We start from the raw sequence: 23325 nt of genomic DNA on the forward strand, positions 1-23325 counted from the left end.
ACATAAACAGATAGAATGTTTTTTGTATTTTAATCCATCGTTGGGGGCTGAATTTGTAGATTGGCGTTTTCATCGTTTTCTAATAGACCAATATCAATTAAACGAGTGTGTTTTTTTTCTAAATCCTCCAGTTTTTGCCGCAGTTGCTCGTCCGTTAGTTTTGGGCAAGGTTGTTGTTGGACTAATCGAACGGGAAAGGTTCGATCGAGTGATTGAGAGATGGTGCCGTATAGGGCAAGTTTGGATTGAATGAGCTTGGCTGTTTCTTCGGAGTAGGCAGAAACAGTGTGTAACATTGAGGGAATTCTAGGATAAACCCTTGAGGAAGGACTAAAACTGAAGTTTAGCAGTCGCTGAGACTCAATCAAGCGGATATGAATTTCCTGTTTTAAGTCTTTAAACCATTGAGGTTCTAAATGGGATTGAGTCTGAATGCTGAAGGGTAAAATATCTTCAAATCGCTCAATTAGTTCTCGTAAGGACAGGGTTTCACCTGTGGGCAAATAAAGCCATTCGCTAGGGGCTATTCGTTCCAATCCGGGAATGATATCATCCAGAGCGCTGATGGGAAAATTAAGTTCTGGTGGTTCTTGGCTGTGCTTGAGGTCATGGGTCTGTTTTTTTGAGTTTTTGCTATAAAAATCAAGGCTGATTTTTCCTTTGTGTTCTTTGGTTTTACCGTGAGATGTTTTGACGACTTCAAGCCTAGTATGATTGTCAAATTCAATCTTAAGTCGGTTAAAGGGAATACTCCGCAATCTAGAATATTGAGCGTTAAATAAACCGTTGAGCATTCGGAGAATTGCTGTTTTACCGAAGCCGTTGGGTCCGTGAATGATGGTGATTCGCTCGTCGGTATTTAACGGAATCTGATGTTGGAAAATGCCAAATAGTCCATCAACGGATATGGTTTTAATTTTCATGAGTATTGAGGCTTAAAATTTGTGGTTTAGCGAGTTTTTTTAGAGATAATAATTCCCCTAAATCCCCCTTTCAAAGGGAGATTTTCGGATGTATTTCTTTTTAGTTTACCTCAGAGAGGAGAATCCCTCTAAAGCCCCCTTTGCAAGTAGGGTGTTTTCAAAGTCCAAACAAAAAAGGAAAAATTTGGTTTAAATTTGGAGAATGAAAACGCTTTGGATAGAATGTAGGGGTTTATTGAATAAACCCTATTAAGTGGACTCGATGAGCCAAGAATTTCCGCGTTTTTAGGGCAGGGGGTGGGGTGTCAATGGTCTTCAAAAATCCCCGCTCTTAAAGGAATGGTGATCATAAAATCCGTCCCCTTCCCTAACTCTGACGTACATTCTAACTTGCCATGATGTTGTTCAACAATGATTTTATAACTGGTTGATAAGCCTAGACCTGTACCAGCACCGACGGGTTTTGTAGTATAAAAAGGGTCAAAAATACGAGATAAAGCTTCCGGAGAAATGCCTATCCCATTATCATGAATGGTGATTTGAACCCAGCGACGGTATTTTAACTCTGTCTTAATTTCTAAAATGCTGGGATGTTTCACTAGCTCAGGAAAATGACGGTTTTTATCTCGTTCATTCAACGCGTCAATAGCATTAGATAGTAAATTCATAAACACTTGATTTAATTGCCCTACATAACATTGTACTGGGGGAATAAAACCATAATTTTTGATCACTTGAATGACTGTATTTCCCTCGGTCCCATTTAAACGACTGTTGAGGATCATCAAGGTACTATCTAAGTTTTGATGAAGATCAACCTCCTTCATTTCGGCTTCGTCTAACCGGGAAAATGTGCGTAAAGATTTTACAATTTCTTGAATGCGGTCTGCGCCCATTTGCATAGACTGATAAAGCCGGGGTAAATCTTCAACAAGAAACTCTAGATCAATTTCGTTTATCCAATCTAGAACTTGAGGAGGGGTAACGGGGCAGTATTGACGATAACGTTCGATCAGAACCAGTAAATCATTGGTGTATTCTTGGGCATGAATCACATTGCCATAAATGAAACTAACGGGATTATTAATTTCGTGGGCAATCCCTGCAACTAATTGCCCTAAACTGGACATTTTTTCCGCTTGAATTAATTGGGATTGAGCCTGTTGGAGTTGTTTTAAGGCCACTTCGAGGGCTTCACTTTTAGCGGTGGCCAGGCGAGCGGATTCTGTGGCTTGGGTGTAGAGATCCGCTTGATTAATCGCGATCGCCATTTGATTAACAATTTCCTGACTTAACTCCAAATCCCTGTCACTCCAAGGTGTTGGGGCTTCCCGTAACAGCACTAAAGCCCCCAATTTCCGGCTATGAGTTGGGACAGCTAAGAGTAATACACCATCATAGCCCAGTCGAGAAAAATAGGCTTTAACTTGGGGATCACTCCACTCCACAGTACAATCAAGTTGTAAATTGATCCCCCTCAATAGCGATTCTGTAAAACAGTTTTCTCCCTCATCCCAATGTTGCCCCAAAAAGCTGGGATCTTCGTCCTGTTTCGCCTCTTGCACCACTTCCCAATAAGAAGCGAGACTCGTCGCGCCACCCTTAAGCAATTCTCCGCTAGAATGGCGCTGTTTTCGGTGCTTGCGGCGCTGGACTTCCCCCCGAAACCAGAGAAAACAACATCGATCGGCCTTTAAATAACGCTGAAGTTCTTGGACCGTAGTCTGAATAACCGTTTCACTATCGAGGGAATTACGAATCAACATCGAGATATGATGCTGCATAGATTCCCACTCCGCAAACTCTCTTAAAATCGCCTCAGACCGTTTTAAGGCTTCTTCTGCCTCTTTGCGTCGGGTAATATCTAAAAAAATCCCATCCCAGACTAAGGATAAATCCGCTTGAATTTCTAAACTCGCTTCGGCTTGTAACCATTTCACCTGACCCGAGGGGGTAATGATACGATATTCATGATGCCAAGGGGTCTGTTGAGCCGCCGCCAGTTGGGTAGAATAGAGAAACTCATCGATATCTTGAGGATGAATTAAAGACCACATTTTTTCAGGATCTTGGATAATCATTGCTGGGGTGAGTTCCAGTAAATCCAGTGCATTGCGGCTAATATAAGTGAAAAATCCTGTGGGATTATCGGCGGATTTTTGATATTGGTAGGTGACACCCGGTAAATGATCGGCGAGGCGTTTAAAGCGGGCTTGGGATTCTTGGAGGGCGATTTCTGTAGTTTTGCGATCGCTAATATCAATCGCCGTGCCAATAATCCGGTAAAATGCCCCCGTCTCATCCCGAAGCGGTGTTAACGTCGTTAAAGTATAAATTCGTCGCCCTGAAAAATCCCGATACTCTTCATAACGGATACTATCTCCAACCAGTAAACACCGATCATAATTCGCTGTAATCTCCGCCGCCTCCTCCGGGCTAAACAACTCACAAGGCGTTTTTCCCTCCACCTCCTCCGAAGCATAACCCGTGAAGCGACTCGATACCCCATTCCAGCCCAAAAACTCGTAACGATAAGGAGATCCCCCCCTTGTTTTCTCCTCTTTCGTCTTCAGCGTAACCCCTACTACAAAAATGGCTTGATCTACTCCCTCATAGATCAAACGTAAAAATTTCTCCTGCGCTTGTAACGTTTCTTCAACCAAGCCAATCCGATTGTTTATTCTACACTCTACAGAAACCACGTCTTGATCCTCCCCAGCCTTCATGATGTTGATTCACCCAGAAAAAAATGGCTAGCCTAGAACATGATCCCTCCTATTGTTTCCCTACCCATCAGCAACCTGTAAAATTTATAAACTTTTGTTGCTGTCAAATCTTCTGTTGATCCCACTTTCTGCCCTTGGTTAGCTCTGTGTTCAGATTCATTTTAGCATTTTGCCCTAGGCAGAATATCAGGAGAAACAAGAAGAAAAGTTTTATTGCGAAATATAAAATCTAGAGCAAAAATGCAACAAATCTTCAAAACTGTAGGGGAAAATACTGAAAATTGATTTCGTAATAGATTGTTGCATTTTGTGAAAGACCGAATCCACTTTTGATAAAATACAGATGTCTTTGAACAATCTACAATCCTTCACTCGGATCAAAGTCCATCATGAACCTCCCTTGAACGGGAAGACAACGGACGAAGACTCTTGAGTTATGTTGAAGCCGGAGATACCGAGTGAATCCCTCTCGCAAATCCCACAAGAGAGATACAACAGGCTACACCATTCCCAATCCTCCCCCCAATAGGAGGTATTCATGAGTCATTCGTAAGCCATCCAGTATAGGGGTTGAACCGTTAAATTTAGACCAGTCATCTAAGTTGTATGAGTGGGATTGTGAGAAGGGAATTAAACAAGTTTGCCAGACCTTGAAATAATCTCCCGAGAAAAACTGGTATTTCCTTGTAAAGCCGTCTAGTTAGGCTTGTCTTGAACTAGCCCAAAAGACGGGATTTTTAACCCCAAATTTTCGATGAAACGTATCTTAGTAGTCGATGACTCAGCCACTATGCGAAAAATGGTAATTGCCTCTTTAAGAGACTTACCGGGCTTCACATTTAGTGAAGCAGCCAACGGTTTAGAAGCCATTGAGCAAATGCAGAACTCCCCCTTTGATCTCATGGTTTTAGACCTCAATATGCCCGATATGCACGGTTTAGATGTGTTGCGATTTGTCCTCAGCCATCCCGATTATCAAGCTACCCCCATTGTTATCTTAACGACTAAGGGCGATCCAGAAAGTAAAAGTGAAGCCCTATCGGCTGGAGCATCTTGTTACTTAACGAAACCTTTTCAACCCAAATCTTTGGCTGAACAAATTCAAGAACTGGTTAACCTTAAATTAGGCTTCAATGTAAGCTAAAATTTAGGCAAAAAATACCTAAAAGTAGGAAGATTATCTTAGAGATTTATGATCTAAAATAAAAGTTAAACAGATCATTTTTTGCCCTGAACTCAACTTTTATTATTAGACCGATAAGCCCAACAAAATTAAACATTGCCAAAATTAAACCTTAGAGGTGAGATGGATTAGAGGTAAACAGACAATCTCCTAATTTTGACGGAGAAAAATTTTCCCTAGCCCCTGCTACTTCTAATCTATTCAATTCGGCGCAATCGTAATGTTTTTTTAAAAAAGCTTGTCAAAATCTCGTACTCGTGCAGGGAGTTAAAATAGTGGTGTCTAAGACTTCAGAAGACAATAGCTTTTTTACAGAATTTCTAGAGGATTATTTCGCCGAATGTGAGGAACATCTCGCGGCCATTCGTCAGAACCTTTTGGTCTTAGAATCGTTCCTCGACCAACCCCATGTAGAACTGGAAGTATTACAAGCCCTATTTCGGAGTTTTCACACCTTAAAAGGGTTATCCGGCATGGTGGGGATTAAAGAAGCTGAAGCACTAGCCCATCAGATGGAAAGCTATTTACGTCTGTTGCGAGAAGAACATCCTGCCCTATCTGCATCCGGTTTTGATGCCTTAATGGAAGGAACAAAAACCCTAGAGCAAGTCATTAATTGTCAGCACCAAAACGCTCCTTTGCCCGATATTGAACCCATTGTCGAAAAACTGAAGGTCTTACTGCCCACAGAAACTAAACCAAGCCAAAAAACGCAAGGGATTATTACCCCCATTCATCTCGCACTGCCCAGCACCGCTCAAGACCACCTGAAAGGGGTTCAGGAAGAAGGTCAAAAAGTCTGGCATTTTGTGTTTTCTCCCAACTCCCAACGGGCCCAAGCAGGCATTAATGTCAATGTGATTCGCAGTCGTTTGGAAAGTATTGGGCAAGTCATTCATGCGGCACCTCGTCTTAATCCTGACCATCAGATTGTTTTTGATTTTGTCGTGGGAACAACAGCCGAAGAGAGCCTTTTTTCCCCTTGGTCCCAAGAGGGAGTTACTTGGACTCCCTATGAAACCCCAGAAACAACCCCTCCGAATGAACCCCTGAAACCTGTAGAAGCGGCAGTGAAGCCAGTGGCAACAGTCCCAGAAAGCGGGGACACCAAACCAACCCAAGAGTCAACACCCGGCTCTGATGACGACGAAACCACTCCTGCGCCCCTTTTATCCGGGGTGGATGCCCCCCCGGCCTTGCCCTTGTTGGGCAACGCTGCGCGAACAGAACCCATGACCAAGGCTGCACCCCTGATTTCTCAACCCTCTACTGTTGTGCGAGTAGAGTTGCCCAAACTGGATGCTCTGATGCGAATGGTGGGGGATTTAGTCATTAGTCGGGCGAGATTAGATGATTATATTCATCAACTGAAAAGCATCTTACCCGACGCTCAACTGCGACCCTTACAGGAACTAAACTTAACCTTAGAACGACAGATGCGGGACTTGCGGGAAGGGGTGATGCGGGTGCGACTGGTGCCGATTGGGGAGATATTCGCTCGGATGCAGTTTGTGGTGAGGGATTTAGTGCGGGAAAGTGATAAGGAGGTGGTGTTAAAAATTAGTGGACAGGAAACCGAGATTGATAAGTTTGTGGTGGAACGGATGATGGACCCGATGCTGCATCTTGTCCGCAATGCTGTAAGTCATGGCATTGAAAGCCAAGAGCAACGGTTAGCCGCCCAGAAAAGCCCTGTGGGTCAGATTCACCTGCGCGCTCAAACCTCGGGGGAAATGGTGATGATTGAAATTGAGGATGATGGGCGAGGGGTGGACGGGAAAAAGGTCATAGAGCAGGCGAGAGAGCGTCAGTTAATCTCTTCTGGAGTCGGAGAAGACCATTATGATGGCATGAGTTTGTTAGAGATTTTATGCGCCCCCGGCTTTTCGACTAAAGAACAGGCCGATTTGGCCAGTGGTCGGGGTGTGGGGATGGCTATTGTGAAGAACACTGTGCGGGAGTTAGGGGGGCTGCTTGATTTGACGACGGAAGTGGGTCAGGGGACTTGTTTTCGGATTCAATTGCCGCTTACTTTGGCGATCGCAGATGCTTTAATTACCAATGTAGGAACCGATACTTTCGCCATTCCTCAATCCTCCGTCCGCGAAGTGATTGAAGTCTCCCCCAGTCAAGTCATCCACTTTGAAAACAACGAAATTATTCCCTATCGCGGTCAAGTCTTACCCCTCGTTCATTTAAACCACTTATTCCATCTCACCCCAAGTTTAGACCCCATCCATCCAGACACCCGCTTAAAAATCGTCGTAGCAGGCAGTAGCCTAAACACCGTTGGTTTAGTCGTAGAGCGCATTATTGGGCTGCGGGAAATCGTCGTCCAAGCCCTCACAGACCCCCTAGTGCGCGTCCTAGGAGTCGCCGGAGCCACGGAATTGGGAGATGGGCGCGTCGTCCTCATCTTAGACGTGGGGGCCCTCGTGCGCATGGCAGCCGCCCGTAAATCCATCAGTCAAGGGAGCAGGGGGGGAGGGGGAGAGGGGGAGCAGGGGAGCAGGGGAGCAGGGGGGCAGGGGAGCAGGGGGGCAGGGGAGAATTGATAATTATTCCCTATTACCTCTTCCCCGACTCCCGACTCCCGACTCCCGATTCCCTATTCCCCATTCCCTATTCCCCATTCCCAACTCCCGACACCTTATTCACAACCAATTATGTCCAACTCATCCAACCCAAACGAAGCCTTTATCATCTTTGAACTGGCCGACACCTTATATGGAATTTCGTCCCAATCCGTACAGCAAATGGAAATGGTGGATAGAATTACCCCCGTTCCCAATGCACCCCACTTTGTCGAAGGAGTGGTATTTTCCCGAGGACAAGTGATTCCCGTGATTAACCTCCGCGCCCGCTTTGGCTTTGAAAAAATTCCCTACAACCTACGCACCCGGTTAATCGTCACCCAAAGTCAAAACCGCACCATCGGATTAATTGTAGACACCGCCCGAGAATTTATCGTGATTCCCGAGAATGCCATTCAACCTCCCAACGAGGAAATTTCTGGGTTAAGTGGGCGCTACCTAGCCGGAATTGCCACCCTTGAAAAACGAATTATTCTCATTCTGAAAGTCGAGGAAGTCTTTCAAATGCCAGATTCTAGCCTCTCGGTTTTGTCTTAAATCCTGTCCTTTCCCTACAGCCTATTTAATTAATCAAGGAGTTTTTTCTCATGGCTAAAAATCGCCAGGCTGCCAAAGCCCCCAAACCCAACAACGGCAAAGGATTAGCCTCCTCCCCAGACCTAAACCCCCTGATGGCCGCGACAGCCGCCCAAATGACTCAAGGGGTACAAGACTTGAGTAGCGTACTCACCCAACTTGACCAAGATAACCACAAACAAACCCAAACCCTTGAAGAAGCAACAACCAGTATTGTTGAAATTGCTACCTCCTTAAAAGACACAGCCAATCAAGCCCAATCCGTGGCTGATTCCACCGAGCAGATGGTGTCCTCCATCAACGAAATTGCGGCCTCCGTGGAACAAGTAACAGGCAGTAGCACAGAACTGGCTACCGCTATCCGACAGGTCAGCACCTCGATCACAGAAAGCAGTACCAACACCAAAAACGTCGCCGAAACCTCCCAAGACATGGCAGCCTCAGCCCAACAGGTGACGGCTTCTATGACCGAAATCGCGGCCTCGATTAAAAGCGTCAGCAACGACACGGAAAACCTCGCCTCGGCGGTGAATCAAACGGCGGCCTCGGTGGAAGAAATGAATAGTTCTATCCAAGGGGTGGCGCAAAATGCCGATGATATGACGGCGGCCTCGGAAGAAACGACCTCCTCGATTAATGAAATGGCGGCCTCGATTGAACAGGTTTCCGCCAGTACCGAGAATTTAACCGCGACGGTGGAAGATGTAGCCAGTTCCATTGAAGAAATGGCGCAGTCTATCCAAGGGGTAGCCCAAAATAGCGAAAGAATCACCGAAGCGGCAACCAATGCGGCTACCAGTGCCGAACAACTGGACCGTTCCATTCGCTCGGTGTCTACCTTAACCCAAAAGGCTGATGAACTGACCCAACGCATGGCGCGGGATGCGGAAGTGGGAGGCGCAACGGTTGAAAAGGCGATTCAAGGTTTAGGACGAGTGCGCCAGTCCATGGTGCAGTCGGCTGATGTGATTCGGGATATGGGGAAGCGGACGACGGAAATTAGTTCCATTGTGGACACGATTAATTTAATCGCTGAACGGACGAATTTATTGTCTCTCAATGCTTCCATTGAAGCGGCCCGGGCTGGAGAGGCAGGGCGGGGCTTTGCGGTGGTGGCGGAGGAAATTCGCAATCTGGCAGACCGGGCGGCTCAAGCGACTTCTGATATTGGGATGATTATTAAGGGGTTACAAAATGTGGTGCAGGAGGCGGTGAATACATCTAGCGAGGGGGTGCGAGTTGCTGAAGATAGTGGGCGTTTGGCAGAAGATGGGGCGCAGGGGTTGAAAAAAATCCTGGATGGGGTGGAAGAAACGACGAAGTTGGTGGGTCAAATTTCTAGTGCTTCGGAAGAGCAGTTAGTGGCCGGGCAAACGGTGGTGACGGCGATTAATGCTACTGTCGCCCAAGCGAAAGAAGTAAGCAGGGCAACGATTGAACAGGCGAAGGCGTCGGAACGGATTGTTCAATCGACCCAACAAATGCGTCAGATTAGCCAACAGGTGAATCAGGCGATGCGGGAACAGTCCCGGGCGGCGCGAGATGTGATTAAGGCGGCGCAAAATACAAATAATTTGGCGGGACAAGTGCGCAAGGCGGCTAATGAGCAGGCGAAGGGGGCGACCCAAATTATGCAGGCCATTGAGATGATGCGTCGGGGTATTGGGACGACTTCCCGAGCCTTGCAGGAACAGTCTGTGGCGGGGGATCAAATTTCTCAGGAGGCGGAACGCTTGGTGCGGTTAATTAATACGGTGACGCAATCGATGCAGGAACAGACGACGAGCGCGCTACAACTGAATAAGGCGACGGATAGTATGCGGGTGCAGTCGGAACAGGTGGCGAAGGCGATGAGGGAACAAAACCGCGCTATTCAGGACATGATGTTGTCAAGTCAAAATATTGTTAAACAAATTCGCTTGATTTCGGCGAGCAATTTGGAACATTCGGCGGTGGCGAGTCGAGTTCAGCAGTTGGTGCGTGATGTACAATTGTTTTCTTCTCGGGGAAGTCAAGGTTTACAAGAGTCTAAGACGTTGGTAAATCAGCAGTTATCCATGATTCGTAATGTGGGAAATCAATAAGTTGGGGGAATAGGGAATAGGGGGAGAGGGGGAGAGGGGGAGCAGGGGAGCAGGGGAGCAGGGGAGCAGGGGAGCAGGGGAGAGGGGGAGTTGATAATTATTAACTATTCCCGATTCCCGACTCCCGATTCCCGATTCCCGACTCCCGACTCCCGACTCCCGACTCCCGACTCTCCCCCGTTCCCTTATTCAACAAACGCTAGCTACTGGCATCGACTTACTATCCACTATCCTCTGTCCACAATCCACTATGACTATTAGTATTTTCACTACGGATGCTCATTTACTCATTCGATCTTGGGATGCAACGCTGGTTGCTATGACGGGATTGAAAGGGGAACAAGTGTATGGCAAGCCTTTAATGGATTTGATTCCGGATTTAGCGTCTCGGGGGCTGTTGGAGCGGTTTCAACGGGTGCTGAGGGAGGGGGTGATTGAAACGTTGGCCCCGGCTTTGCATCACTATCTGATTCCTTGTCCTCCTGAACGATCTTCTCCCTATTTTGATAAGATGCAGCAACGGGTGACGATTGCTCCGTTACGCGATCGCGATGAGGTGATTGGGACGATTGTCACCCTAGAGGATGTGACGGAACGGTTGATTGAGGAACGGGTGTTAGCCCAAAAGTTGGCGGAACCTCAAAAAATCCCGGATTCTATCGAAGAGGCTTTATCGCTGTTGGATCAAAATCATCCTCAAGTGCGATCGCAAATTGTCAATCATTGGGCGAAGTCTTCTCAACCCCAAATTACCCAAGAGTTATTAACTCTCCTACGCCGAGAACACCGCAATCCCAATGTGTTAAATAGTGTGTTGCAGGTGCTGGTTTTGAGTCATGTAGATCCCATTCCCGCCCTGATTGACTGTTTACAGGATCCGGATGTGGATCTGCGCATTTATGCGGCCTTGGCTTTGGGTGAACGCCACGATGGACGAGCAATCCCCGCGTTGCGGGAGGCGTTAAAGGATCAGGATACAAATGTTCGGTATCATGTGATTGAAGCCTTGGGTCATCTCCAAGCCACGGAGACGATTGATGAGTTGTGCGAAATTGCCCGAGGAGGGGATTTTTTCTTGGCATTTCCGGCACTGGAAGCCTTGATGCGGATTGGGGATAGTACGGTGGCCAGTCGTTTGTTGCCTCTGTTGGAGGATGAGTTACTGGTGGATCAGGTGACGGAGGTGTTGGGGCAGTTGGGGGATGCGGATGTGGTGGTGGCAATGGCAGAACAGTTGAATCTGCCTAATACCCAGGTGTTAAGTATTGCGGGGGCGATCGCCAAAATTTCCCAACGCTATCAAAAGATTTACGGTGAAGGGGATGTTATCGCTGATTTAGCCTGTCAAGGGATTCAGGAGGAAGGCGTTGATAATATTTTAGCGGTTCTCCCAGAAGCCTCTGATGAGCAACTGACGGCTTTAGTGGTTCTGTTAGGGTCTTTGGAAGGTGAAAAGATAGAACGGGCTTTAGCCGGCCTGTTAGAGTCTTCTGCGGTGCGAGAATTAGTCCAATCGGCCATGATCCGCTATGGGCGGAATACTCGTTCTCGGGCGAGGGTGACAGATTTATTAATTCAACAGTTGGATTCTCCGGATTTGGAAACTCGCAAATTAGCGGCCGATGCTTTGGGACGCATTGGCAGCCCTCGGGCAGTTGAGGCGTTGACTCAACTGCTGAGTGAAGATCCAGAACTGGTGATGGTCACGGCGGCGGCCTTAGCCCAAATTGGGGATCAAAAGGCGTTTGACTCTCTGTTAAGTTTAATGGGACATCCAGAATCGGCTGTGCGTTTGGCGGCGATCGCTGCCCTCAATTCCTTGGGTCATCCGGCGATGTCTCAGCGTATCCTGCCCATGCTCAAAGATGAGAATCCTTGGGTGCGAGAATCGGCTGTTAAAATCGCGGGCTATTTTGCCTTTCGCGAATGTATTGATCCCCTGTTTGATTGTTTAGAAGACCCGGAAGAGCGAGTGCGGCGGGCGGTGATTGAACATTTGCCCTATTTGGAAGATGACCGAGTGTTTGGGGTTTTAGTGCGATCGCTCACTCAAGAAACCCCCGGAGTCCGGGCAGTGGCCGCCCACGCTTTGGGCGAGTTGGGGACTTTAACCCCCTCAGCGCTCACCCCGGAACTGTTCGAGCATTTACGCCAAGCCTTAGAAGATTCAGAACCCTGGGTCCGCTATCAAGCGGTGCGTTCTCTCGGCCGTTGGCTGGGAGAAATGGGCAACACCCCAGCCACGGAGACGATGATTGACCAACTGCTCCCCCGGATTAAAACCCTGATTGAGGAAGATCCAGCCAATCCCGTGCGGGCTGCCGCCGCTAAAACCTTGGGGCAACTGGGTCATGAGGAAATGATCCCCCTCTTAATCCAACTCAGTGAAGATGAGAACAGCGATCCCGATATTGCTCGGGCTGCCCTCTTAGCGTTGGGTCAAATTGACCACCCCAACGCGGTTTCCGCCCTGATGACTGGGTTAAATTCCCCCAATCCAGAACGGCGACTCGATGCCATCCAAGCCTTCCGGGAACGGGGGGATACTGATGCAGGCCTCGCTTTACAATGGATGGTAGCGGCGGATCCTGAAACCAAGGTCGTTCATGCCGCCATTGACTCCCTCTCCCGCATGGCCACCCCTGATGCGATCGCCGCCCTCCTAGAACTCACCCTCGACCCCAGCAATCGAGAAGCCTGTATCAACGCCCTCGCCCAACGGGGCAACCACCCCAACACGGCCAAACTCGAATATATTGAGGCGATCGCTAAGGGGCTCAATCATGTTCACACCACTATCCGGTGTGCCGTGGTCGAAATCCTCAAACGGCTCAAACATCCCTATGCCTCAGAATTTCTCATCGCCGCCCTCCACGATCGGGAATCCGGCGTGCGTTTAGCCGCCGTCAGCGCCCTCATTGCCCTAGGGAATCGTTCCTGTATCGAACAATTAGCCATGCTGACCCGAACCGACCCCTCCCCGGCTGTCCGTCGTGCGGCACAACGACTCTTACACTTTTCGTGAACGACCTGACGCTGAATCGAAGATCACAGCGCGCCAGCGTGGAGTAGATTTCTTTTATCCTCTACTATCCCGTCTTACCGTTTGGCGATAGACAATGCTGAAGCGTCCCCCAGCTAAAGAAGGTCACGCTTCCTCTGATTACCCTTGTACCTGACGATTACTCATTACAGTAGGACCGACGGATGACTCATGATAAATGGCAAGATATCAATAAACTTCGTTTAACAAGTTGGAAAGAACCCGTTGAATTGAATGAAAGTACTTTTACTATTTTGCGAGATTTAATCCATGAAAAATCAGGTCTTTATTATGAGTTAAACAAACGAGAAATGTTGGGGGATAAACTAACTCCTCGCTTACAAGAATGTGGTCTAACTTCCTTCCTAGATTACTATTATTTCCTCAAATATGACCCTAGTGCCTATGAAGAATGGGGTCATTTGATGAATGCTTTAGCGGTTCCAGAAACCTTTTTTTGGCGAGAGATTGATCCCATTCAAACCCTAGTTCAGATCATTTTACCAAAATGGTTTGCCTTGAATAGCCAAGATACCTTTCGCATTTGGAGTGCGGCTTGTTCCACAGGAGAAGAACCTCTGACCATCGCGATGGCTTTAAATGAAGCAGGTTGGTTTCAAAAATGTAATATTCAAATTTTTGCCAGCGATGCTTCATCCAAGGCGATTCGGACTGCCCGTGAAGGCATTTATCGAGAACGATCATTTCGCGTTCTTTCTCCTCTCCTAAAATCTAAGTATTTTGTGGAAATTGTCGATCCCATAAGGAAAGACCAAAAAGCTTGGAAAATTGATGAATTGATCCACAAAAGAATCAAGTGGTCTGTGGCAAACTTAATGAACGTTTGGGAGTTTAGCTCCTTAGCTCGGGCTAACTTTATCTTTTGTCGCAATGTCTTTATCTATTTTTCTGAACAAGCCATTGAAAACACCGTCAATCATTTTTATGACTTTATGCCTTCCCCGGGTTATCTATCCATCAGTACATCAGAGTCTCTCTTAAAACTCAAAACTCCATTTCAGTTAAAAGAAATTGGGGGTGCATTTATTTATCTCAAATCTAAAGAGCAAGCAAGGAGTATCTAGTGAGTAAAGTTATTCGGGTCTTAATTGTGGATGATTCCGCCTATGTGCGGAAAGTGGTTCGCCAAATGCTCTCCCGCAGTCCCTTTATAGAAGTAGTGGGGACAGCCCACGATGGGAAAGATGCCCTAGAACAAATTGAAAAGCTCAACCCAGATGTTGTCACCCTCGATTTAATCATGCCAGAAATGGAAGGGGTGGAGTTTTTAAAACACCAAATGGCTAAACATCCTATTCCAGTGGTGGTGGTGAGTATTGCCGATGAGGGGGGGGAACGAGTGCTGGCGGCCTTAGATGCGGGGGCCGTGGATTTTGTCCAAAAACCCACCGCTTTAGCCACCGATAAAATGTATGACATTAGCGACGAGTTAATTGACAAGGTAAAGGCCGCCGCCCATGTTCCCCTCAATCGTCTTCCGGTTCAAGCCCCCAGTCCTCTAGTCTTGGTGGAAAAACCCATGACTCCTTCTCCTGTCTCATCCCAAGCTTTAGAAATGATTGTGATTGGTATTTCCACCGGAGGCCCCCAAGCCTTGGCCTATGCCATCCCCCAACTCCCGGCCGATTTCCCTCTCCCCATCGCCGTTGTGCTTCATATGCCCATTGGCTACACCAAAATGTACGCCGAACGCCTCAATGGTCTTTCCGCTTTAGAAGTCATCGAAGCGGCCGAGGGGGATGAGGTGCGCCCCGGACGGGTGATGATTGCCCCGGCGGGTCGCCATTTAACCTTTGTTCGGCAGCCCAACGGTCAGGTGTTGGCTCATTTGGAAGCCCGCCCCTTTGATATGCTCCATCGTCCTAGTGTGGATGTTCTCTTTCAATCGGCGGCGGAGGTCTATGGTTCCCATTTATTGGGAGTGGTGATGACGGGGATGGGGTCCGATGGGAAACAAGGCTCTGCTTGGATTAAGTCCCACGGGGGGCTAGTCTACACCGAAGATGAATCCAGTTGTGTGGTCTATGGGATGCCTCGTTCGGTGGTCGAGGCGGGATTAAGCGATCGCCGAATTTCCCTCCAGTATCTCCCCAGTACCTTGATTCATCTAGCAACGTCAGGGGTTTAATCGCTTACCGTTTACATTCTCCATTGCTGCGCAACTCTACGCAAACGTCATTTAAGGGATTCTGACTATGCTACTGACCGATAAACAACAGGATGTTTTAACCCGTTTTATTAAAATTGCGTTATCCCGTCGGACGGCGGCTTCACTCTCCCACTTAATTGGTTCTCCGGTTGTCTTAGAGGTGGCAGAAGTCGCATTATACCCCCTGAGTTTTCTCCATACGGAGTTTACAAAAAACTTACTGGATGAGGTGGCGGTGATTCGTCATAGTTTTGAGGGGGGAATTAATGGGGACGCTTTACTCTCCTTGGATTATCATGCTGCGGTTCAGTTAACCAATCTCCTCCAGTCTCATGGCATGATCTACCCCCTCGATCAGTTAAATCTCTCCGCCTGTGAGGTTTTAACGGAGGTGGGCAATATTCTATTAACCGCCTATTTACGGATGTTAGATCAACTGCTCGGTCAGCCCATCACCTTTGGGGTACCCTCCTTTGAGATGAATTCGATGCAGGGGATTCTCAATCATTTGGTTCTGAGTCGTCATGAAGTCCGTTATGTATTACTGGTCAAAACCACCTTTCGCCTTTGTGATACAGCCGTGGACAGTTATATGATGTTGGTGTCTGGTGTTGCCTCCCTTTCTAGTTTAATTCGGGGGATTGAGGCATCTTTTTGTCTCCCTTCACCTTAACAAAAATGTTGCGGAATTCCCCTTCCTCGCCAACGGCAGGGTCGGGTAGTTCACAACGGTCACTGAGCAAAGTCGAAGTGATGATTATTACCCTCAGTCTTTTGGCAGGTTATAGCAATCAAACTGTCCAGCAATGGCAGTTTAGAGATCAAGCCCGGATTCGTATTGGTCGAGCTCCAGATAATGATGTCGTCCTAACTGACCCGGTGGAAGTGTCGCGCTACCATCTCGAATTGCGTCGTCAGTCCCCGGATTGTTGGGTTTTAATCAATCACGGGGCCAATGGGACTTTTCTCAATGGGATGCCTGTCTCTCAAGTCGCCCTTGCCCATAATGTAATCGTTCAATTGGCCAAAGGCGGCCCCCGTTTTCATATTGCCCTACAAATGCCCCCCCAACTCCAATGTACCCACGGCAATAATCCCCCAAACACCCTCTTTTGTATCCACTGCGGCGAACCTCGGGTAGACCAAGAGGAATTCATCCGCCAGTATCAGGTGTTACGGGTTCTGGGTCAAGGGGGCATGGGAACCACTTACCTCGCTTGGGATAAACAAGGCACGATTACCGGAAAACCCATCCTGTTGGTTCTCAAAGAAATGAACGCGGACATGGCGCAGAATGCCAAGGCCCAGGAACTCTTTGAACGAGAGGCGCGGGTGTTACAATCCCTCAACCATGAGGGCATCCCCCGTTACTATGATTTTTTCTTGGAGCGGAATAAAAAATATTTAGCCATGGAACTGGTTCACGGGGACAATTTAGAGCAACGCATCTATCAAAAAGGGGTGATCCCCCCCGCCGTGGCTATTTCTTGGATGATTCAAACCTGTGAAATTTTGCAATATCTGCACGGCCTCAACCCTCCCCTCATCCATCGTGATGTCAAACCCGCCAACTTAATGCTCCGTCAACGGGATCAACGCATTGTCCTGCTGGATTTTGGCGCGGTCAAGGAAATTGGAACCCCCCTCGGTACTCGTATCGGTGCAGAAGGGTATAGCGCCCCAGAGCAAGACCGGGGGCAACCTTGCCCCCAGTCTGATTTATTCGCGATCGCCCCGACCTTGATTTTCCTCCTCACAGGTCAATCCCCTTTGCACTTTTATCAACATCAGGGCCACGAATACCGTCTAGAGGTTAGCCATTTGCCAACCCTTACCCCGCAACTGTGCGAAGTCGTCCATAAAATCGCCGAACCTCAGCTAAAGAACCGTTATCAGACGGCTCAAGATGTTGCAAAGGCTCTTCGGACTTGTTTGTGAGCTTGTGAAAACAAACTCTAGTCAAAAACTCTATCTCGTCATGTTCATCATCCAGATTAGTGATAATCAAGATTGCACATTTCCAGAAGTTCGATTGACAATTTGGATGAATGGCTAGGGAGTCGAAGGAGAATCATCCCATGATTCACGGCTCTGATCTCTTCTATCAACTAAGTCCTGAGCAAATCAGAACCTAGTCACAGCCTAGATCTCAAACCCACCGGATTATTCTTCATCCCATTCTTCAACCACCAGAACATCATGGACCGGATCTTGCATGGAAAAACCAAACTCCATCAACTCATTTTTCCAGTACGACCAATCATTGCCATAAAGGAACGCAATTTTCCAGATACTATCATGGGGTTTCAGGATTTTGGAATCCACCAAGGAGCGCACCTTACGCTGAAACTTCACCATGGGGTGAGCAACTTTTTGAGTCATATCCTCAACTTACTAAAAATCAGTTTTACTAATATTCCTGTACTTGTTCCTCAGCTTTAACGGTAGACCATAGTGAGGAGGTTAAGGGGCCGAAGAAAAAGTACTTAGACAATTTGTAACGCATAACAAGGGGTTTCGGCAAGTCCTTGGCACAAATTTTTACGGACTTCCGCGACTTTTGGCGATTTTTTTGAGGCGGGGATCATGATTCCATAAGCATTTTAGCCTATTTGACCTCTGGGAAAAAAAATAGAGGGAGAGTCAACCCTCTCCCCAGAATCAAACGGGGCTGAGAATTGTCCAAACCCTTTAATGCCAAGCCGTTTCCCCTGAATCTTAAAAAAAATTTACACAAAACGTTACAAAATCCCATTCTTTCCATAAAATAAAGTGAACAAGTGTTAAGAAATGCCACTTATATTGCAAAATTCGTTCACATTAGAGAAATTTTAGGTAGCCTCGCAATGCCAAACCGTTTGATCCAACGTCTTTTTACTGCTCTCCTTGTAGCTTGCGTTGCCTTGTCCACTTGGTCTATTGCCTCTCCAGCCAAGGCCGTCGATAACCCTGAACTCTTACCTGATATTGAAACTCCCGTCATTGATCTGGCTAACTTCCTGCCTACCTTGCAAGAAGAATCCCTCATTAAACAAATTGATAGCTTTGAAAAAGAAACAGGTTGGAAACTGCGAGTTCTGACTCAATATGACCAAACCCCCGGTCGTTCCGTTAAAGAATACTGGGGACTAGATGATCGCAGTGTGCTGCTGGTGGCTGATGCCCGAGGGGGTAATCTGTTAGCCTTTAATGTAGGGGATGAGCTTTACAACTTTTTGCCCCGTACTTTTTGGGTAGAATTACAAACTCGCTTCGGCAACCTTTACTATGTGCGGGAAAATGGGGAAAATAACTCTATTGTCAATGCTTTAGATGCGGTTTCCTCTTGTTTGAGGGAGGGAGGCTGTAATGTTGTCCCCGGACTGCCCAGAGAACAGTGGATTTTAACCCTAATCACCTCAATTTTAGGCGGGGTGATTTGCGGGTTAGCGTCGGTTCCCCGTCAGAAAGATCAAGTGATTGCTTGGCAGTGGGCGTTAATTTTTTCTCCCCTGTGGGGGATTTTGTTTATTGCCTTCGGTTTAGGTCCGGTGGTTACACGGACGGCTGATTGGTTACCTGTTTTCCGGAATGTTTTAGGGTTTACCCTCGGTTTTCTGGTGGCCTATCTTTCCCCGATGATGAACCGTTCCCTTTCCTCTGAACCGGAAATGGATTAACCCCCGAAAAGGCTTAATAATTAAGTTCAAGCCTCACGAGACTTAACCTGAGCTAGATTATGGGTTAAGTCTCGTGAGGTTGTATCATGATTCATTCCAAATTGCAAACCCTGCTTTGGTTCTTAGAACGGCCTCAACTCTATCGCGAGTTGATGGGTCGGATTGTCAAGCAAGTTTTCCCGAGGAGCTTCAAACCCCAAGATCGTCAACAGGAGATGTTGCTTTGGTGTGGGGAGCGTTATCTGGATACCTCTAGAGTGCTACAACAATTAACGGGACTGGAAAGCGTCACTCCCTTAGCCGATTTGTTCCCAGACACTTGGCAAAACGCTACTCAGCGGCAGGAGAGTTGTCCGGTGAATATGGGGGGGGCGGGGAATTTGGAATTGCTCTACGGGTGTGCTGAGTATCTTCAGGCTTTACGAGTGATTGAGACGGGGGTAGCTTACGGTTGGTCTTCTTTCGCGCTGCTGCTGTCTTTGCATAACCGTCCGGGGGGTCAGTTAATTAGTACAGATATGCCCTATCCCAAACGCAATAATGATCCCTATGTGGGCTGTGTGGTGCCTGAATCCTTAAGGTCAAACTGGCATCTGATTCGCTGTGCGGATCGCCAAGGACTGCCCCAAGCCCTTAAGTTAGTTGAACAGATTGATTTATGTCACTACGATAGTGACAAAAGTTATGAGGGCCGAATGTGGGCTTATCCTTTGTTATGGGAGGCGTTGCGACCGGGTGGATTTTTCATCTCCGATGATATTGGAGATAATGTGGCGTTCCGAGATTTTGCGGCGCAGGTGCAAGGCGATCCCATTGTGGTGGGTCAAGATGGTAAATATATGGGAATTTTGGTTAAACCTTAAGCTCTACCCCCTATTCCCTTCGATGACGGGTTACAGGGGAAGGGCGCATTTCAGCTAATCTAGAATTGGTGACTCCCCCCAAAGATTATGCCTCTCTTCCTCATGCTTACGGTTTTAGTCGTGGTGAACTGGTTGGTTTCCCAAATTATGGCGATCGCACCCCTTGCCCTCCTGAAACTCCTCGTTCCCCAAGTGGGAGGCTGGGTGGTGCTGATTTTGGTCGCCCTGTTTATTAGTTGGTGCTTTGGGGACTAATCAGGGAACATCCGCGTTGTACAATACAGGGGAGAGCATCAAAGCTACAGGGAAAGCAGAGTTAGCTTTCCTCCCCTGCTCAAAACAGGGGCTTTAGCGCTCCCGTCATTTCTTCGTAAACGTCTTCGTAAACGGTAAGGGTTGATTGGAGAAAACGTAGCTTAAACTGACGAAAGGAAGCGAAGTTGGACATAACACTATGAATTCTACGGATCTCTGGCAACGTTATCAGGATTGGCTCTATTACGACGCAAATTTGGACTTTTACTTAGACATCAGCCGCATTGGGTTTGATGATTTTTTTCTTAAGGCCATGTTGCCCAAATTTGAGCAAGCCTTTGAAAAAATGGCCGCCCTTGAAGGGGGTGCGATCGCCAATCCCGACGAAGATCGGATGGTGGGTCACTACTGGCTGCGTAACCCCGACCTCGCCCCCAACCCCGACTTAAAACAGGAAATCGTCGAAACCCTCGCCCAAATTGACCGCTTCACCCAACAAATTCACTCCGGCAGCATCCACCCCCCTAACGCAGAACGCTTTACCGATCTCCTTGTGATTGGCATTGGAGGATCTGCCCTCGGCCCCCAATTTGTCGCCGATGCTCTCGCCTCCCAAAACGCCCCCCTCGCCATTCATTTCATCGACAACACCGACCCCACCGGGATTGACCGCACCTTGGGCAGAATTGGCGATCGCCTCTCTAGCACCCTCGTCCTCGTGATCTCCAAATCCGGCGGCACCCCCGAAACCCGCAACGGGATGCTGGAAGCCCAAGCCGCCTACGAAAAACGCGGTCTGAAATTTGGCGACTACGCCGTAGCCATTACCGGCCACGACAGCCACCTAGAAAAAATTGCCCACAGCGAAAACTGGATCACCACCTTTCCCATGCACGACTGGGTAGGGGGGCGCACCTCGGAAATGTCCGCCGTGGGTCTAGTCCCGGCCGCCCTCCAAGGGATTGATATCCATGCCCTCCTCGAAGGGGCCAAACTGATGGATCTCGCCACCCGTCGCCCCGACCTTGCCACCAATCCCGCCGCCCTCCTCGCCTTCGCTTGGTACTATGCCGGGAATGGCAAAGGCGCTAAAGATATGGTCATCCTGCCCTACAAAGATAGTTTGTTACTCTTTAGCCGCTATCTTCAGCAACTAGTCATGGAATCCTTGGGCAAAGAAAAAGACCTTGATGGCAATATTGTTCATCAAGGGATTGCCGTTTACGGCAACAAGGGATCCACCGACCAACACGCCTACGTTCAACAACTGCGGGAAGGAGTCCCCAACTTCTTTATCACCTTTATTGAAGTGTTAAACGATCGTCAAGGGGAATCCATCGAAGTTGAGGCCGGAATCACCAGTGGGGATTATCTCTCCGGCTTACTCCAAGGCACTCGTCAAGCCCTCTACGAGAATAAACGAGAGTCAATCACCCTGTCCGTCTCAGACGTTAACCCACGCACTGTCGGCGCACTGATTGCCCTTTACGACCGAGCCGTTGGCTTATATGGCTATTTAGTTAATGTCAATGCTTACCATCAGCCCGGTGTAGAAGCCGGGAAAAAAGCCGCCGCTTCCGTCTTAGAGTTACAGCGCCAAATGGTGCAAGTGGTCCAACAAAGTCCCCAACCCATTTCACTGGTCGATCTCGCCCAGCAAATGGGGGTTCCCGAGCAGATCGAAACGATTTATAAGATTGTCCGTCATTTGCACAGCAATCAACGGGAAATTGTCCTCCAAGGTGACTTCAGTCAGCCCACAACCTTAACGGTTGCCCGATTATAACGGGGGTTTGTATTCAGCAGTTTTCTCAGAACCTCGGATTGGGGAATCCGTTTCCCCCTGATGTCCCGATGGGCTCTGAGCATGAACACCTAAGACTCGCCTGTACTCCCTCTGCTATGCCTTTATTAATTTTGGTTGCAGATGACAACCCCGGCATCCGTCTAGCGATTAGTGATTATCTGGAATTGTCAGGATATTCCGTCATTACGGCTGAGGATGGTCAAGAGGCCTTGTTATTACTGGAAACCTATCATCCCCATTTAATGGTGGCGGATATCAAAATGCCCCGGAAAGATGGCTATGAATTAGTGAAACAAGTACGCCATCGTCCTGAATTTCGCTTACTCCCGGTGATTTTTCTCACCGAACGCAATAGTACAGAGGAACGGATTCGCGGCTATCAAGTCGGCTGTGATCTATACTTACCAAAACCCTTTGAAATGGAGGAATTAGGCGCGGTGATTCGCAGTTTATTGGAGCGATCGCAAATCGTGCAATCGGAACTGCGCTTTTCCAGCACCGACAGCACCACAGAGGGAATTTCTGTCTCCGTCGTAGAAAGTCTCCCCTCACCGGAAACCGAAACCCCCACCCTCACCAAGCGAGAGCAAGAAGTCCTAGAACTCCTCACCACAGGACTCTCCAACGTTGAAATTGGCAATCAACTGCACTTGAGTCCCCGCACCATCGAAAAATATGTTAGTAGTTTGTTGCGGAAAACCGAAACCAACAACCGGGCCGAATTAGTGCGCTTTGCCCTCAAACATTATCTCGTCGATTAGGGCGTTCCCTGAAAACCCTGTGTCTCCATAATTTGTTTGAGTAGCTCCTCACAGGCATCCAACAGCAGATCAATGACATAATTAAAGCCTTCCGATCCCCCATAATAGGGATCCGGCACTTCCCGATCTGGGTGGGCTTGAGCAAAATCACACATTAAATGTACCTTATCCCGATATTTCCCCTCACGATCTAGGGCGAGAATGTCCTGATAGTTGGAGAGATCCATGGCTAAAATCAGGTCGAACTGCTCAAAATCGTCAGGAGTGAAGCGACGGGCTGATCCGGTGAGAGTAATCCCCCGTTGCTTGGCCGCTAACTGCATTCGTCGATCCGGTGGTGAACCAATATGATAACTGGATGTTCCTGCTGAATCACAGAGAATCTGGTCGCTTAAATTGGCTTGAGCCACCAAGTGTTTCATAATATTTTCAGCCGAGGGAGAGCGGCAAATATTGCCCAAACAAACAAATAGGACTTGATATGGCATGGATCACTAATCAGATGCTCAACGAAAAGAAATTAGGAGATTGGGGCAACGAACCGTTAAACTAATCCCGTAACCCCCATCATTCATCTTAGTGGTAGTCTGAGGTGCATGGGAAGTTAACAACCAAGTTCCTAGTCTAAGACCGATCTGAACAACTCCAAACCTGCGAGATTGAGCCAAAACAGCACCCCAA

The 23325-nt window shown here is 47.9% G+C and carries 18 protein-coding genes; 14 read left to right on the forward strand and 4 right to left on the reverse strand.

What is annotated here, in order from left to right; translation table 11 throughout:
• Positions 1-29: 29 nt before the first annotated feature.
• Entirely contained in the window at positions 30-923 is an 894-nt protein-coding gene (locus SPI9445_RS27045) for an AAA family ATPase (protein WP_017305613.1), read from the reverse strand.
• 305 nt (positions 924-1228) lie between these two features.
• Complete coding sequence (locus tag SPI9445_RS25775; RefSeq protein ID WP_164674529.1) at positions 1229-3586, reverse strand: ATP-binding protein; 2358 nt, start codon at positions 3584-3586, stop codon at positions 1229-1231.
• Between the two features lie 817 nt (positions 3587-4403).
• Between SPI9445_RS25775 and SPI9445_RS0115145 the strand changes: the two genes are divergently transcribed.
• The 9 genes from SPI9445_RS0115145 (at position 4404) to SPI9445_RS0115185 (ending at position 17237) form a co-directional block, all read left to right on the forward strand.
• Positions 4404-4793 (forward strand): response regulator, encoded by a 390-nt coding sequence (locus SPI9445_RS0115145; protein WP_017305615.1) that lies wholly within the window; start codon positions 4404-4406, stop codon positions 4791-4793.
• A gap of 317 nt (positions 4794-5110) precedes the next feature.
• A complete protein-coding gene (locus SPI9445_RS25780) occupies positions 5111-7387 on the forward strand; it encodes a chemotaxis protein CheA (protein WP_100227159.1) in 2277 nt (758 codons plus the stop codon).
• Positions 7388-7498: 111 nt separating this feature from the next.
• A complete protein-coding gene (locus SPI9445_RS0115155) occupies positions 7499-7963 on the forward strand; it encodes a chemotaxis protein CheW (protein ID WP_017305617.1) in 465 nt (154 codons plus the stop codon).
• 50 nt (positions 7964-8013) lie between these two features.
• Positions 8014-10086, forward strand: coding sequence for a methyl-accepting chemotaxis protein (locus SPI9445_RS0115160; protein WP_017305618.1), 2073 nt, complete (start codon positions 8014-8016; stop codon positions 10084-10086).
• Positions 10087-10336: 250 nt separating this feature from the next.
• Positions 10337-13111: a HEAT repeat domain-containing protein gene (locus SPI9445_RS0115165; protein WP_017305619.1), complete on the forward strand. Its 2775-nt coding sequence runs from the start codon at positions 10337-10339 to the stop codon at positions 13109-13111.
• A gap of 182 nt (positions 13112-13293) precedes the next feature.
• On the forward strand, positions 13294-14214 hold the full coding sequence (locus SPI9445_RS0115170; RefSeq protein ID WP_017305620.1) for a CheR family methyltransferase: 921 nt from the start codon (positions 13294-13296) through the stop codon (positions 14212-14214).
• A complete protein-coding gene (locus tag SPI9445_RS0115175) occupies positions 14214-15278 on the forward strand; it encodes a protein-glutamate methylesterase/protein-glutamine glutaminase (protein ID WP_017305621.1) in 1065 nt (354 codons plus the stop codon). Before SPI9445_RS0115170 ends, SPI9445_RS0115175 begins: the two co-directional genes overlap by 1 nt.
• 67 nt (positions 15279-15345) lie before the next feature.
• Complete coding sequence (locus tag SPI9445_RS0115180) at positions 15346-15972, forward strand: hypothetical protein (RefSeq protein ID WP_017305622.1); 627 nt, start codon at positions 15346-15348, stop codon at positions 15970-15972.
• 80 nt (positions 15973-16052) lie between these two features.
• A complete protein-coding gene (locus tag SPI9445_RS0115185) occupies positions 16053-17237 on the forward strand; it encodes a protein kinase domain-containing protein (protein ID WP_017305623.1) in 1185 nt (394 codons plus the stop codon).
• A 225-nt stretch (positions 17238-17462) separates the two neighbouring features.
• On the opposite strand, the gene SPI9445_RS0115190 is transcribed toward SPI9445_RS0115185, so the two are convergent.
• Positions 17463-17681, reverse strand: a complete 219-nt coding sequence (locus SPI9445_RS0115190) for a DUF4327 family protein (protein WP_017305624.1) — start codon at positions 17679-17681, stop codon at positions 17463-17465.
• 464 nt (positions 17682-18145) lie between these two features.
• On the opposite strand from SPI9445_RS0115190, the gene SPI9445_RS0115195 reads away from it, so the two are divergent.
• From SPI9445_RS0115195 to SPI9445_RS0115215, 5 genes are all read left to right on the forward strand, one after another.
• The gene (locus SPI9445_RS0115195) at positions 18146-18958 is read left to right on the forward strand and encodes a TPM domain-containing protein (protein WP_017305625.1); all 813 of its coding nucleotides are present in this window, start codon (positions 18146-18148) and stop codon (positions 18956-18958) included.
• Between the two features lie 86 nt (positions 18959-19044).
• A complete protein-coding gene (locus SPI9445_RS0115200; RefSeq protein WP_017305626.1) occupies positions 19045-19821 on the forward strand; it encodes a class I SAM-dependent methyltransferase in 777 nt (258 codons plus the stop codon).
• Positions 19822-19908: 87 nt separating this feature from the next.
• On the forward strand, positions 19909-20076 hold the full coding sequence (locus SPI9445_RS30655) for a hypothetical protein (RefSeq protein WP_017305627.1): 168 nt from the start codon (positions 19909-19911) through the stop codon (positions 20074-20076).
• A 199-nt stretch (positions 20077-20275) separates the two neighbouring features.
• Positions 20276-21862, forward strand: a complete 1587-nt coding sequence (locus SPI9445_RS0115210; RefSeq protein ID WP_017305628.1) for a glucose-6-phosphate isomerase — start codon at positions 20276-20278, stop codon at positions 21860-21862.
• A 116-nt stretch (positions 21863-21978) separates the two neighbouring features.
• Complete coding sequence (locus SPI9445_RS0115215; RefSeq protein WP_017305629.1) at positions 21979-22644, forward strand: response regulator transcription factor; 666 nt, start codon at positions 21979-21981, stop codon at positions 22642-22644.
• Here the strand turns inward: SPI9445_RS0115215 and SPI9445_RS0115220 are convergent.
• Entirely contained in the window at positions 22641-23132 is a 492-nt protein-coding gene (locus SPI9445_RS0115220) for a low molecular weight protein-tyrosine-phosphatase (RefSeq protein ID WP_017305630.1), read from the reverse strand. The genes SPI9445_RS0115215 and SPI9445_RS0115220 overlap by 4 nt on opposite strands.
• Positions 23133-23325 lie beyond the last annotated feature (193 nt).

The organism is Spirulina subsalsa PCC 9445, from assembly GCF_000314005.1.
Classification (GTDB): domain Bacteria; phylum Cyanobacteriota; class Cyanobacteriia; order Cyanobacteriales; family Spirulinaceae; genus Spirulina_A; species Spirulina_A subsalsa.

Coding starts and splice junctions, on each gene's coding strand:
- SPI9445_RS0115215 (WP_017305629.1), top strand. CDS start 21,979: ATGCCTTTATTAATTTTGGTTGCAGATGACAACCCCGGCATCCGTCTA.
- SPI9445_RS0115200 (WP_017305626.1), top strand. CDS start 19,045: ATGATTCATTCCAAATTGCAAACCCTGCTTTGGTTCTTAGAACGGCCT.
- SPI9445_RS0115210 (WP_017305628.1), top strand. CDS start 20,276: ATGAATTCTACGGATCTCTGGCAACGTTATCAGGATTGGCTCTATTAC.
- SPI9445_RS0115165 (WP_017305619.1), top strand. CDS start 10,337: ATGACTATTAGTATTTTCACTACGGATGCTCATTTACTCATTCGATCT.
- SPI9445_RS27045 (WP_017305613.1), bottom strand. CDS start 923: ATGAAAATTAAAACCATATCCGTTGATGGACTATTTGGCATTTTCCAA.
- SPI9445_RS0115195 (WP_017305625.1), top strand. CDS start 18,146: ATGCCAAACCGTTTGATCCAACGTCTTTTTACTGCTCTCCTTGTAGCT.
- SPI9445_RS0115170 (WP_017305620.1), top strand. CDS start 13,294: ATGACTCATGATAAATGGCAAGATATCAATAAACTTCGTTTAACAAGT.
- SPI9445_RS0115155 (WP_017305617.1), top strand. CDS start 7,499: ATGTCCAACTCATCCAACCCAAACGAAGCCTTTATCATCTTTGAACTG.
- SPI9445_RS30655 (WP_017305627.1), top strand. CDS start 19,909: ATGCCTCTCTTCCTCATGCTTACGGTTTTAGTCGTGGTGAACTGGTTG.
- SPI9445_RS0115145 (WP_017305615.1), top strand. CDS start 4,404: ATGAAACGTATCTTAGTAGTCGATGACTCAGCCACTATGCGAAAAATG.
- SPI9445_RS0115180 (WP_017305622.1), top strand. CDS start 15,346: ATGCTACTGACCGATAAACAACAGGATGTTTTAACCCGTTTTATTAAA.
- SPI9445_RS0115185 (WP_017305623.1), top strand. CDS start 16,053: ATGATTATTACCCTCAGTCTTTTGGCAGGTTATAGCAATCAAACTGTC.
- SPI9445_RS0115220 (WP_017305630.1), bottom strand. CDS start 23,132: ATGCCATATCAAGTCCTATTTGTTTGTTTGGGCAATATTTGCCGCTCT.
- SPI9445_RS0115190 (WP_017305624.1), bottom strand. CDS start 17,681: ATGACTCAAAAAGTTGCTCACCCCATGGTGAAGTTTCAGCGTAAGGTG.
- SPI9445_RS0115160 (WP_017305618.1), top strand. CDS start 8,014: ATGGCTAAAAATCGCCAGGCTGCCAAAGCCCCCAAACCCAACAACGGC.